10 protein-coding genes are annotated in these 12,795 nt (G+C 42.3%); 5 read left to right on the top strand and 5 right to left on the bottom strand.

Translation table 11 applies throughout. The features are described 5' to 3' along the window. Positions 1-158: 158 nt before the first annotated feature. The gene (locus tag D0T84_RS03850) at positions 159-758 is read right to left on the bottom strand and encodes a hypothetical protein (protein WP_163306216.1); all 600 of its coding nucleotides are present in this window, start codon (positions 756-758) and stop codon (positions 159-161) included. Between the two features lie 144 nt (positions 759-902). Here D0T84_RS03850 and D0T84_RS03845 point away from each other — a divergent pair, with 144 nt between their 5' ends. After that, positions 903-1,658, top strand: a complete 756-nt coding sequence (locus D0T84_RS03845) for a creatininase family protein (protein WP_163306214.1) — start codon at positions 903-905, stop codon at positions 1,656-1,658. Here the strand turns inward: D0T84_RS03845 and D0T84_RS03840 are convergent. From D0T84_RS03840 to D0T84_RS03825, 4 genes are all read right to left on the bottom strand, one after another. Continuing rightward, complete coding sequence (locus D0T84_RS03840) at positions 1,655-2,263, bottom strand: hypothetical protein (RefSeq protein WP_163306212.1); 609 nt, start codon at positions 2,261-2,263, stop codon at positions 1,655-1,657. The genes D0T84_RS03845 and D0T84_RS03840 overlap by 4 nt on opposite strands. A gap of 348 nt (positions 2,264-2,611) precedes the next feature. Beyond that, positions 2,612-5,851 (bottom strand): exodeoxyribonuclease V subunit beta, encoded by a 3,240-nt coding sequence (locus tag D0T84_RS03835; RefSeq protein WP_163306209.1) that lies wholly within the window; start codon positions 5,849-5,851, stop codon positions 2,612-2,614. Then, entirely contained in the window at positions 5,829-6,167 is a 339-nt protein-coding gene (locus D0T84_RS03830) for a translation initiation factor (RefSeq protein ID WP_163306207.1), read from the bottom strand. The genes D0T84_RS03835 and D0T84_RS03830 overlap by 23 nt, the downstream gene beginning before the upstream one ends. Before the next feature lie 1,244 nt (positions 6,168-7,411). Then, on the bottom strand, positions 7,412-8,746 hold the full coding sequence (locus D0T84_RS03825; RefSeq protein WP_163306205.1) for an NADP-specific glutamate dehydrogenase: 1,335 nt from the start codon (positions 8,744-8,746) through the stop codon (positions 7,412-7,414). Positions 8,747-8,948: 202 nt separating this feature from the next. On the opposite strand from D0T84_RS03825, the gene rfbB reads away from it, so the two are divergent. Genes rfbB through murB form a run of 4 tightly spaced genes read left to right on the top strand, consistent with a single transcriptional unit; the run spans position 8,949 to position 12,781 of the window. After that, positions 8,949-10,088, top strand: coding sequence for a dTDP-glucose 4,6-dehydratase (rfbB, locus tag D0T84_RS03820; protein ID WP_370525415.1), 1,140 nt, complete (start codon positions 8,949-8,951; stop codon positions 10,086-10,088). Further along, positions 10,075-10,662, top strand: a complete 588-nt coding sequence (locus D0T84_RS03815; protein ID WP_163306201.1) for a hypothetical protein — start codon at positions 10,075-10,077, stop codon at positions 10,660-10,662. The genes rfbB and D0T84_RS03815 overlap by 14 nt, the downstream gene beginning before the upstream one ends. Before the next feature lie 24 nt (positions 10,663-10,686). Continuing rightward, positions 10,687-11,742, top strand: a complete 1,056-nt coding sequence (locus D0T84_RS03810; RefSeq protein WP_163306199.1) for a hypothetical protein — start codon at positions 10,687-10,689, stop codon at positions 11,740-11,742. A gap of 31 nt (positions 11,743-11,773) precedes the next feature. After that, on the top strand, positions 11,774-12,781 hold the full coding sequence (gene murB / locus D0T84_RS03805) for a UDP-N-acetylmuramate dehydrogenase (RefSeq protein WP_163306197.1): 1,008 nt from the start codon (positions 11,774-11,776) through the stop codon (positions 12,779-12,781). Positions 12,782-12,795: the final 14 nt, after the last annotated feature.

The following is a 12,795-nucleotide window of genomic DNA, read 5'->3' as shown; positions in this document are numbered from 1 at the left end:
TAACAAAAGGGGACAGTCGCTGCTTTTCCATCGTTTGTTCGGAGTTTTAGCCAAGGGTAAAAAACAGAACTCTCCCCTCGCACAGAAGGGGAGTACCACCAGAGGTGGGGAGGAGTTAGATATTAAGACAGATAATCTTTTATTATCAGATAAAGCCTTTACAAATTCCGGGCATGCCTCATCAGTTCTTCTTTTATTACCGTGAGCCTGAGGTTAATCATACGGTCAGCCTGCTGAAATTCTTCGCTGTCGTCGAGGCGTTTGTGGCGGCGTACAAACTCGTCCAGACTGTCGGTATCAGAGTATCCTTCAAAGATAATATCCTTGGCGTCCTTGGCTTTTTGTACTGTTTCAGCCGTTTCTTGCAGGGAGGAGATCAGGAGCATTGTATCCAGCACAACGTTTAAGTAACTGAAATCTAAAGCCCTGCCGAAGTCTTCCTCTTCGATGATGTCTAACCATTTAAATATCAGGCTAATGTTTTCTTTTGTTACGCCTTCTATAGGAATGTAATTCGCATCGTAAATAGCTTCCCTGACAGCCGAAACAGCCCTGTTAAAATCATACTTTTCAGCTTTATAATATTGGTTTGCCATAGCTTCGTCACAGCCAGTAAGCGTCTGTATCTCCTTTATAGATTTGGCAATGAATAGGTAAACACACTTCTCTATATCATTGTCATTCTCTTTTAATAAATGTATGGCTTCCCCTATCGGTACAGGGAGTATTTTCCTTAATTCTATGATTTTTTCTTTCATCTTTTTCTCTTTTCCGGTACAAAGATAATATTTTACATTTTACATTTAACAGTACCTTATACCTTATAATTCAACTACAGATCCGTAAAATTCATAACCTATAACTAATTGCTTATCTTTGCAAATCATATAAAAATGAAGGATATGAACACACAATTCGACATGTTATCTGCTATCTATAACGATACGAAAGGTAAGAAATACGATTTTGCGGTACAACCATGGGGTGCGACCGAACCTCATAATTATCATCTGCCATATATGACAGATTGTTATCTGGCTCACGATTTGTCAGTAGATGCGGTCATAAAGGCATACGAAAAAGAGAATGTCAAAGGCATGGTATTACCTGTTATTCATCTTGGATCGCAAAATCCGGGGCAGCGTGAATTACCATTTTGCTTACATGCAAGCTATGAAACGCAAAAGGCTATCTTGTCGGATATTGTTTCATCACTGCATTATCAGGGCATACATAAGCTTATCATTGTAAACGGGCATGGAGGAAACAGCTTTAAAAATATGATACGCGATCTGGCGGTTGACTATCCTGATTTTCTGGTAGTGATAAGCAACCTGTTCGCTATTGTTCCGCAGGCCGGTTATTTTGAGGAAAAGGATGACCATGCGGGAGAAATGGAGACATCCGTGCTGATGCATTACCATCCGGAGTTGGTGGATCTGTCTGTTGCAGGAGACGGGGCATACACTCCCTTCAGGGCTGCTTCGCTGAGGGATGGCATTGGCTGGACTCCCCGCAACTGGGCAAAGGTATCCCGGGATACAGGGATAGGAAACCCGAAGAGATCGACAGCAGAGAAAGGAAAAAGATATGCCGAAGAGGTTAGCCGGAAACTTTCCGAGCTGTTTATTGATATTGCAAAAGGAGATCTTTATTAATCTGCTTTTTTCCCTGATTTCAGAAGTTCATCGTAAGTGCTTAGCGTCTGATAATGGTCTACGCCTGTAAAATCAAGTATCTTGGCATTTTGCAGGTGTTTCCATTCATTGCAATCCAGTTTGTAAATCTGCATTTCATAAGGGATAATGATACTGTATACAGGTTGGGATGATGCTGTATCCTTTGCAAGGAAATGATGAGGAATATAACGGCCGATAATACAAAAGTCTTTTATACTCAGCTTTTCGCGGATAAGTTGGTCTATCTGCTTTTGAGTAGCTTCATCGTAATATGAATTGCCGGCGGCATCAGTACTCAGCTTTATATTATTCTTTCTATCGAAGTCTTTGTAACGTTCAAGGGCTTCTTTATTTTTAGGGATATACAGTATGGAGTATTGGCCTTCATTTTCCTTTACATAAGTCGCTTCGGGAATATCCATCATCAGGTTGACAGACATAGTCCGGTACAGATCGAATCCTTCGATCACCTCTTCCTGTGTCAGCATTTTGAATTCTTTTACTTCAATATTGCCTTTCTTTTTGTCTGCCTGATTGCAGGAAAACATTAGCAGAAGTATAAATACAGATATTATTGCTCTCATATTTTGATATTTTGACGTTATATAGAAGAGCAAAATTAATATATTTACATTTCGAAACCTCAATATTTAACAAATAATGACTTGAAATCTATCAGTGCCTGCATTATGGATTCGTTTCTCTTATCTTATAGTTTAGTATCGGCTGCTTATATAAAAAAGAAAAGGTTGTCATCACGACAACCAATCTTCATTGTTAACCTTAAATCTAATACTATGAAAAACACATAATATTAACGTGGCTGCAGGCAAAATAGTTTACCATAGCAGTATTAAAAATGTTAAAACAATCTGATTTTTAGTTAATTTGCTGACTGGTGTGCCTCCGAAATCCTTTGTACGAAAGGCTTCTCATACTTCTGTCACTTTACCAAGTTTTATATAACAAATATAGCCTTTTACATCCGGGTAACCCATCTTGCGAATCTGGTCGGTATAGTATTTTACCTGCCGGATATACTTCTTATTCTCCTTTTCCCCGAATTTGTAATCGATGACAATCACTTCCTTATCATTTATCATAACCCGGTCGGGGCGGATAAAGTTGCCTTTGGGTTGTAATATCTGTACTTCATTCAGCACCTTGTATTCGCCGGAATACCAAGGCTTCACGATTGGGTTTGACAGATATTCCTGCAACAGGCGGGTTATTGTTTCTTTTTCACCGGTGGTTATATCCCCTGCTATATAATACGCCTCCACGGCATTTGATATATCGTTTACAGTCTGCACCTTGCTGACTATCTCGTGCATCAGCGTGCCATAGTCGCGCTGTCCGGTGTCAGTGAAATAGTATTTGTTCTTCAGCTGGAGTTTTACCCTTTCGTCGTACGGGATACTGGACAGGCTGTCTACTCTTATTTCCTTTGCCGATGGCTGCCTTTCCTTTTTTACAGGCAGATAGTTTTTGCCGGTTTCAAAAATATCCGTTTCATCATCCAGCGACTCGTTCAGGTTGATATAAGACGGATTGCCGGACAGGGCAGGAACGGACTGGTTTATTGTAGCCCACAATAGTGACGAGATATTCGTAATGTCCTCTTTCTTAGGCTTTGGCGCAAATGCTATCAATTCGTTTTTGGCACGGGTAAAAGCTACGTATAATATATTTACATTGTCGATAAAAGCATGGAGCCGTTCGTCAAAATACTCATATGCGAAGATGGTGTTCTTTAGTTTTTGTGAATATTTCACGGGTACAAGGTGCAACCTGTTGAACGGTTCGGACTGTGGATGGCACCAGAGTATCGTTGTCAGCTTGTGGTCTATCTCCCAGTTGCAGAAGGGGATCAGTACGACATTGAAACCCAGCCCTTTCGATTTGTGTATTGTCATAATGCGGATAGCATCCTGACCATCGGGTGTAAAGATGGTCTTATTGGTTCCCGTTTCGTCCCACCACCTGAGAAAGGCATCCAGATCCGAAGAATTACGTATCGTAAAATCGAGCACCATATCCAGAAACGACTGGATATATACCTGTTCATTGTCTTCCATCGCATCGCGAAACAGGTTGAAAACCTCCTCCGTCATTTCATATAGCGGAAGTTCCCTGATATGTTTCAGGCTATTGGTTATATGCTCCGGCAAGTCGTCTTTGGCTGAGAAGTATTTCAGCAGGGCTTCTTCGGCGCTAAGCTGTTTGCTATATTTGAAATATTCAAACACGGCCAGCGCTTTCAATGACTTATCCTGCGGGTTGTGCAGGTATTTCAGCAGGGCTACTATCAGCTTGATGCTCTTTGAGTTGCTGACGAAGAGCGCTTCGTCTGATATAATGTCATACCTGTACTTTGAGTCTGCATGCTGGTTTTTATATTCCAGAAGGCGGTTTGCCACATCCGCGCCTTCTTTTTTTGTGCGTACCAGTATGGCTATGTCTTTCAGGCTATAACCTCTTTCCTGCAATTGCTCTATCTGAGCAGGCAGTTGTTCCAACGCGTATTCTTGCCATACATATTCGTCCGTGTCAACAAACTCAATCCTTACGCGCCCCTCATTGTCCTTGTGGCTGTCAGGTATCTTCTGGTACAGTTCGTCATAAGCTTTTGTAATTCGCGAAAGGAATGGCTTGAGAGACGCACTTTCTATATCCTGCAACGACCTGTTGTATGTTTCCTGCAACAGTGCTGCCCCGGCGGTAAAGACGGCATTGTTGAAAGAGATCACATTGCAGGAGCTTCGCCAGTTCGTATCCAGCGTTTCGTGTATGATGCCCTCTGTCCTGAAATCTTTATCCAGCTGTTCGTCCAGTAGTTTCCAGTCGGAATTTCGCCAGCGGTAGATACTTTGCTTTACGTCTCCCACTATGAAATTCTTGTTCCCGCTTCCCAGGCTGTCTTTTACCAGAGGGAGAAAATTCTGCCACTGCATGCCCGATGTATCCTGAAACTCATCTATCATATAGTTGTTTATCCTTAAACCTACTTTTTCGTAAATGAAAGGAGACTCATTGCCTTCTATGATGCGGTTAAGCAGTTCGGTAGTATCGGATATGAGCATAATATTGTTCTCCGCACTGTACTCTCGTATTTTCTTATCCACATCGCCCAATATCCCCAATGTGAAGAAATACCGGTTTATTTCGTATGCCGTCTGGTAAATCAGCGAATTGTCATAATGGTTTATTATATCGCAAATACAGGTATTCAGTTCGGGATACGCGGTTTCTATCTTGTCCCGTGTCGCCGCGTCTGTAGTCTTGGTGTACCATCCGGCAAGGTTGTCGGCCAGTGTGCGGAAGGTATTGGTCGGTTCCACGATTGTCCTGTTGGCCCATCTCAGAAATCCTGCAAAAGGCGAACGTGAACCTCCTTTAAAGTCTTCGGCTTTCAGCCCGTAGCGGGTCATTATATTCAGCCCTTTTTCGCCAATCTGTTGAGAGGTGTTTTCAAAGTTCTGGATAATGGCAAAGAGCATATCCTTATAGTCCGTCATCAGTTGCTTATCGTTGATGTCGGATTGTACCTGGTTGCTGTACGCCTTGTAGCTTTCTTTGAATATTTCGGAAGAAAGGGATTGTATATCGTTGCGTATATTCCATGTTTCGCCGTTTTCCACCTTCTCCTCCGAGAAGCGTATCAGCCAGTCTAACAGGAGTTTGTTGTCGCTGCGCTCCAAATCGTATAACATGGAATCGATAGCCTCTCCCAAAACTTTACCGGTGTCAAGTTCTACGCTGTAACCGCCGCCCAGACCAATTTCGCGGGTAAAGGCGCGCATCGTCTGCTGGAAAAACCTATCGATAGTACTTACCGAAAAAGCCGAATAATCGTGCAGTATGCGGATTAATATATCACGCGCTTCTTTCCTTACCTGTTCCTCATTGTACTTGTATTCCCGCGAGAGGAAGCTGATGTGTTCCGATTCCCTGCCGGTGGCGATATTCGCCAGTTCCTCTATGATGCGGCTTTTCATTTCGTCCGTAGCCTTATTGGTAAAGGTCACGGCGAGTATGTGCCTGTACGCGTATGGGGACGAAAAGAGCAGGCTCAGGTATTTCTCTGTCAGCCGGTGTGTCTTTCCCGAACCGGCAGAGGCTTTATATACATAAAGGTTTATCTCATCATTAAATGATGCGTGCTTTGGCATATCCCTCTTTTTGGAGCAGTTCTAAAACTTTGTTGCGAAAATCTCCCTGTATAATGATTTCGCCGTCTTTAGCCGAGCCGCCGACACCGCATTTCACTTTCAGTAATTTACCAAGGTCTTCAAGGTCGTCATTCGTACCTACAAATCCGGTAATCAGTGTGACGGCCTTTCCCTTACGGTTACGCTTATCCAGCGAAATGCGCAAGAGTTGCTTTTCTTTGGGGAGGGTATCCGGTTCATCCTCCTTCTCTGTCTCATATTTAAAGTCCGGATTTGTGGAATACACAACATTCAGACGGTCTTTCCAGTCATTCATAATTATAGGAATTAATTCATACAAAAATACGTATTATTTAGAGTCTGTTTAAATTTTATAGCAAATCTTTTTTATAGCTATTGGCTCAATATTTTTTAATATAACGTTTCTAGTGGATGGCTCTTATCCCGATAGGGATAAAATATTGGTAGAAAATTTGTGTCTCGAAAACCAAGGCGTGCCGTTAGGTACGCAACGCAGGACAGAAGGGACGGCTGCGAGCCAATTATATTCTTTTTCTACCAATAATTGATACATCTCATACAAAACGTTATAGAACCATCTTTTTATTTCGGTTGTTACTTTTTTACTGCCCCGTTATTTTTATTTTAACATTATTGTTTTATAATGTATTTATTCTGAGTTGCTTAATTGTTACCGGATATTTGAAAAAGTGACAAAAGTGACATCTTTTTCATTGTTTTTCCATTGTTACTTTTCTGTTGCATCGTTAGCTAATATAAGATAAAGATATTGGGTTTTGATGAAAGATGAAGAGGGGGACTGTTTTAAAATAATGCGGACCAGGTGTTGATAAATACAATAGTTTATTGTGTCGTCTCCGGAGATGAATGTGTGTTTTATTTTAATTATTTATGCGAATCAAGGGTTAAATGTGCTATTTTTTGTCCCTTTAGGGACTGAATGTTGGTAGAAAGAAGCTTTAACCGGTTAATTGCGTGCCGTCAGGTACGCAATATCTACAGAACAATTCACATTTTGTACCTGACGGCACAAAAAAACGAATTTCATTCATGTTTCTACCAATATGATGTGCCTAACGGCACATTTAACCCTTGATTCGCATTAATTATTTATGCGAATCAAGGGTCGCTCTGGGTTGAAGTATACTATTATAAATCAATCTTCTGTTTTGCAGTCAGGGTTCTAAGTCCACGAAGTGGGCTAATCATGGATAACTACGGGTAAAACCCGTGGAAAAAGCGGATAGGGGAGAGGCCGTCTCCGTAGGAGGCGAATGGTATTTGTTTTTGCTATTTGCCTCCTACGGAGACATATTTTCCAGCCAGTTCCTGCCACGGGTTTAGCCCGTGGTTATCCACCTTCAGTCCCTTCGGGACAATAAGTAACTGTGTTTTTTAACCCTTGATTCGCATTATTTACTCCGTGTAACCCTGTGTTACTCCGTGGTGAAAAACGAAAGTGAATTTGCGGCCTGCACAAAATAAAAACGCCGGGAACATTTAATTTCCGCGGCGTTCTATCTTAACTTAAATTATTCTTTACACGATGCCTTGCGCCATTACAGCTTTGGCTACTTTCATAAATCCGGCAATATTAGCGCCTTTCACATAGTTGACATATCCGTCTTTTTCAGTACCGTATTTCACACAGTTTTCGTGGATATTCTGCATGATTGACTTCAGTTTTTCGTCAACCTCTTCAGCAGACCAGCTTATACGTTCCGAGTTTTGGGTCATTTCCAGCCCCGAAACAGAAACACCTCCCGCATTTGCCGCTTTTCCCGGTGCATATAATATTTTTGCCTGCTGGAATACTTCTATCGCTTCGGGTGTAGATGGCATGTTCGCCCCTTCCGAAACGGCGATAATTCCGTTTGCTACTATTTTTTTAGCATCCTCTCCGTTTATTTCGTTCTGTGTTGCCGAAGGTAATGCTATATCCGCTTTTTCTCCCCAAGGACGGGCGTTTGCCACATATTTGCAACCATAAGTTTCGGCATATTCGCTGATTCGTCCTCTGTATAGCTCTTTCAGTTCTTTTACATATTCCAGTTTTTCGGTAGTGATACCCTCCGGATCATAGATATATCCGTTCGAATCCGATAATGTTACAGGGATTGCTCCCAGTTCTATCAGTTTCTCGCAAGTATATTGGGCCACGTTACCCGAACCCGATACAAGGCATTTCTTACCTTTGATGTCAATATTTTGAGTTTTGAGCATTTCCAGCAGGAAATACACATTCCCGTAACCTGTAGCTTCGGGGCGTATGAGCGACCCCCCGAAAGTCAGCCCTTTACCTGTGAATGTTCCGGTAAACTCGCGCGCAAGCTTCTTGTACATACCAAAGAAATAACCTACTTCGCGGCCGCCCACGCCTATATCTCCTGCCGGCACATCGGTGTCGGGGCCTATATTGCGCCATAGTTCAAGCATGAAAGCCTGGCAGAAGCGCATTACTTCGGCGCTCGATTTACCTTTAGGGTTAAAGTCGGAACCACCTTTGGCTCCACCCATAGGCAATGTTGTCAGCGAGTTTTTGAATGTTTGCTCAAAAGCAAGGAACTTCAGAATAGACAGATTTACCGAAGCATGCAGGCGCAATCCACCTTTGTAAGGCCCTATAGCGTTACAATGTTGTATGCGGTATCCCATATTGGTATGAGTATTACCTTTGTCGTCAACCCATGTTACACGAAAAGAAAAAATACGTTCAGGGATACATAATCTCTCGATTAGGTTTGCCTTCTCAAACTCAGGATGTTGGTTATAAACTTCTTCAATGGATTCCAATACTTCCTGAACGGCCTGATGGTATTCCGGCTCATTCGGAAATCTACGTTTCAAATCTTCTAATACTAATTCTGCTTTCATTGTAAAAACGGGTTTTTGATTTATGGATGCTGCAAAAGTATAAAAAAAATATCTATTTGTTAAATTTTTTCTCAAAAAAGTGACATTTTTTCAAACCGGATTTATTGGGTTTAATAAATTTACCAGATATTATCATGTTATGGATGTTTTTAGTGTTGTTTTTTTCTTATTTTTGCGAATAATAACTTAAATACTGAATATTATAATGACTTACTTAATTACAGGCGGAGCCGGATTTATAGGTTCAAATTTTGTGAAGCGCATGTTGGCAACACATACCGATGCGAAACTGGTTGTATTTGATGAACTTACTTATGCCGGAAATCTCGGAACGCTGGCTCAGGAGCTGAAAGATCCGCGTGTAGTATTCGTCAAGGGAGATATTTGCGACAGGGAGATTACCGAAAAGGTTTTCTCAGAGCACCAGATAGACTATGTCGTTAATTTTGCTGCCGAGAGCCATGTTGACAGAAGTATCGAAAATCCTCAGTTATTCCTGCAAGTAAATATACTTGGTACTCAGAACCTGCTGGATACTGCAAAGAAATTCTGGACAGTAGGTAAGGATGATAATAACTATCCCATCTGGCGCGAAGGTGTAAAATTCTTGCAAGTGTCTACAGATGAGGTTTACGGCTCATTGGGCGAAGAAGGATATTTTACCGAAACCACCCCTCTCGATCCGCGTTCGCCATATAGCGCTGCAAAGACAGGCGGCGACCTGATAGTAAGGGCATACGGCGAAACGTACAAGATGCCTATAAATATAACACGTTGTTCGAATAACTACGGGCCGTATCATTTTCCCGAAAAACTGATCCCTCTCATTATACGTAACATACTTGCAGGCAAACAACTGCCTGTGTATGGCGATGGAAGCAATGTACGCGACTGGTTGTATGTAGACGACCACTGTAAAGCGATAGATATCGTGCTTCATAAGGGACGTGTTGGAGAAGTATATAATGTGGGAGGCCATAACGAGCGTAAGAATATCGAGATTGTTAAGCTGGTCATTAAAACGATACACGACATTATGGCCGAAGAGCCGAAATACCGTGAAGTACTGAAGAAAAAAGAAACAGCTGCGGACGGCAGCATCGATATAAGCTGGATCAATGATAACCTTATCTCATTCGTAAAAGACCGTCAGGGGCACGACCAGCGTTACGCTATCGACCCTACTAAAATATCGACAGAATTAGGATGGTTGCCGGAGACCTCTTTCGACAAGGGGATTGTGAAAACGATCTACTGGTATCTCGACAATCAGGCTTGGGTAGAGGAAGTAACTTCGGGCGACTATCTGAAGTACTACGAACAAATGTATGGAAACCGATAATATATCGTCCGGTAATGCAGGCGATTATTCGCGTGGCAATTCGATAGTCTGCTTTAGAGGTCTTGTAGGGGAATTACTCGAATGGGACAAGTTAAACAATGTAGAATTTGCGATGTGGTTTCCTTCCGCAGAAGATGCTGTATTTACATTATCTCCTGTTATTGAAGAATGGAAGGAAATATATAGCCTGACAAGGTATTACTGGTCATATATTACTGCCGATTTTTTGAAAACTTTAAATCTGCTGGAAGGAGATTCCATGAGGATTTTTTTACCGGATGGCTTCAATGCTTTTGCCTTTACTACTCCTGATAATGAGCAGGTAATATTGTCCCTGTCGCAGGAAAAAGGCCTCCGGATACATTTTGCGGAAGCAACATCGTTGGGATACCGGTTGGGGTTTCTGAAATCGTTTAAGCTATATTGTAAAGCCTGGAAAGAACTTATTGAGATAAACAATGGAATACAGGATGACGATTTGGGCTTTGCAGATTGGTGGGAACTCGCTTTGAAAACAGCGGAGGCCATTCAGCTAAAGGAACCATTGGAAAGTTTTGGTAAAATAGTAAAATAAGATATAATCCGGAGAATTTAAATAATGGAACGTTTAAAATCTATATTAGCCGATAAAGTGCTGGACTTGTCCGCCGGTAGTGGCGAAGAGGTAAAGTCAAAGATAGATAAAATCCAGCGTTTTCGTGATTTTGCAAACGCACTGAAATCCCTGATGATTAAATATCCTGCCATAGAGGACGAATTGATCGCTATGGTTGAAGACGGGGATTTTGATACTAAAGTAGCCTCCTCGCGGGTAGATACTGTTATCCGCTTGTCGGATACCGAAGCCGCGCAAGCCAGCAGAATGGTTATGCAGCCTCTTGTAGAGCCGGTAGCTATACCGCAAGAACCAGAAGTTGTACCTCCTGCTGCTGTTATTGAAGAAAGTAAAGAAGAAGAAACAATCGCAGCAGGGAATGAAACCGAAGAAAAGGATGTAGAAACAGCAGTGCCGCAAGCTGACAGCCATGTCAATCCGGATGATATCCCGATGGAAATCTATGAAGGGCAGGAAGAACCTTTATATCAGCCCGAAGATATAGAATATGAAGAACTGGAGCCATCTTTGGAAGAGGAAGCGGCAAAAGGTTATGTCCCTTATGAAGATGTAAGGGATGACGTTAATGAGCAGGAACCACTGCTCCCCGAAGAATTCGCGGATGAAGATATGGAAGAAGATTCCCCTGTCATTAATGAGGATAATGAATTATCTGAGGCCGACGCAGAGGTGGAGGATCGGATTGTTGAAGATTATACGGATATACATGAAATAGTTCCTGAACTGGAAGAAAGCTATGTACAGGAGCAAACTATAGAACCTGAAACAGCCGCCATTGAGCCGCAGCCGGACGAAAAAGCCGAAACTGATGACATCGAAGAGGACGATGAAGAAGACTCGATCAGTGAAGAAGAACGCGCAGCTAAAAGGAAGATGACTATTCGCCGCGTACTACAGGTTGCCGGCATCGTAGTAGCCGTGGTGGCGCTTATCTTCATTGTGAAATTCATAATGAGCCATTGGCAGACAGCACTGATAATATTTGGTATTGTCGTCGTACTGGCTATATTAATTGTCTGGTTGAAGCGAAAGCGCTGATCCGGCTTATGTTGAATCAATAATTCCTGAAATGGACTATTATACGAAAACCCAATTAAAAAATTACAATTCATTTAAGACAGAGGCTTTAGCGAAGATTTTTTGTCAGCCCACTACGATAGAAGAACTTCGCAAGTGTTTATCCGACTATCCTCACGAGAAGAAGCTGATAATAGGGGGAGGCTGCAATCTTTTCTTTACGAAAGATTTTGACGGGCTGGTTATTTACCCGAATATCAAAGGCCTGCGTGAGATTTCGGACGAGGAGGAAGAAGACGAAGATATATTTCTGGAGGTAAACGCTTCCGAAAACTGGGATGAGTTTGTCGCATACTGTGTAGAGCGCGGCTTTGTCGGATTAGAAAACCTCTCTTTGATCCCCGGAACGGTAGGCGCTGCCCCGATACAGAATATCGGCGCTTACGGCGCTGAAGTAAAAGATGTAATACGTGAGGTGGTTGCCGTTGACATGGAAACGGGAGAAACATTGTCGTTCTCGAATGCTGAATGCGAATTCGGATACCGCGACAGTATCTTCAAACGGACAAATAAATATCTCATCCTTTCTGTGGTTTTCCATCTGAAACGTACATTTGTATATGTTCCTAAATACGCGGATTTGAACAAGGAACTTGAAGATATAGAAGAACCTTCTGTTCAGGATGTCCGCGATGCCGTCATTCGTGTGCGGCAACGGAAGCTGCCGGACGAAAAAGTCCTGCCCAATGCAGGCAGCTTCTTTAAAAATCCGTATATCACACAGGAGCACGCAGATAAGATTAAGGCGGAATATCCTGATCTGCCGGCATTCCCCTACAAAGACGGTTTGGTAAAGACGTCTGCCGCCTTCCTGATAGATAAGGCGGGATATAAAGGCAAAAGAGCAGGGGATATAGGGACATACCCGAACCAGCCGCTTATTATCGTCAATTATGGTTCGGCCGATGGCAACGATATAGTGCGCTTTATGAATGAAGTGCAAGGTGCGGTAAAAAGCATCTTTGGAATAGAATTGGAACCGGAAGTAAGAATATTTTAAAATTAAAGCCCCTC

Source organism: Dysgonomonas sp. 521 (assembly GCF_010501055.1).
Taxonomy (GTDB): domain Bacteria; phylum Bacteroidota; class Bacteroidia; order Bacteroidales; family Dysgonomonadaceae; genus Dysgonomonas.
This window is presented reverse-complemented; position numbering and strand designations above follow the sequence as displayed.

Bases quoted from the DNA above. Each gene is read 5' to 3' on its own strand.
- D0T84_RS03850 (WP_163306216.1), bottom strand. From the start codon at position 758: ATGAAAGAAAAAATCATAGAATTAAGGAAAATACTCCCTGTACCGATA.
- D0T84_RS03835 (WP_163306209.1), bottom strand. From the start codon at position 5,851: ATGCCAAAGCACGCATCATTTAATGATGAGATAAACCTTTATGTATAT.
- murB (WP_163306197.1), top strand. From the start codon at position 11,774: ATGGACTATTATACGAAAACCCAATTAAAAAATTACAATTCATTTAAG.
- D0T84_RS03840 (WP_163306212.1), bottom strand. From the start codon at position 2,263: ATGAGAGCAATAATATCTGTATTTATACTTCTGCTAATGTTTTCCTGC.
- D0T84_RS03825 (WP_163306205.1), bottom strand. From the start codon at position 8,746: ATGAAAGCAGAATTAGTATTAGAAGATTTGAAACGTAGATTTCCGAAT.
- D0T84_RS03830 (WP_163306207.1), bottom strand. From the start codon at position 6,167: ATGAATGACTGGAAAGACCGTCTGAATGTTGTGTATTCCACAAATCCG.
- D0T84_RS03815 (WP_163306201.1), top strand. From the start codon at position 10,075: ATGGAAACCGATAATATATCGTCCGGTAATGCAGGCGATTATTCGCGT.
- D0T84_RS03810 (WP_163306199.1), top strand. From the start codon at position 10,687: ATGGAACGTTTAAAATCTATATTAGCCGATAAAGTGCTGGACTTGTCC.
- D0T84_RS03845 (WP_163306214.1), top strand. From the start codon at position 903: ATGAACACACAATTCGACATGTTATCTGCTATCTATAACGATACGAAA.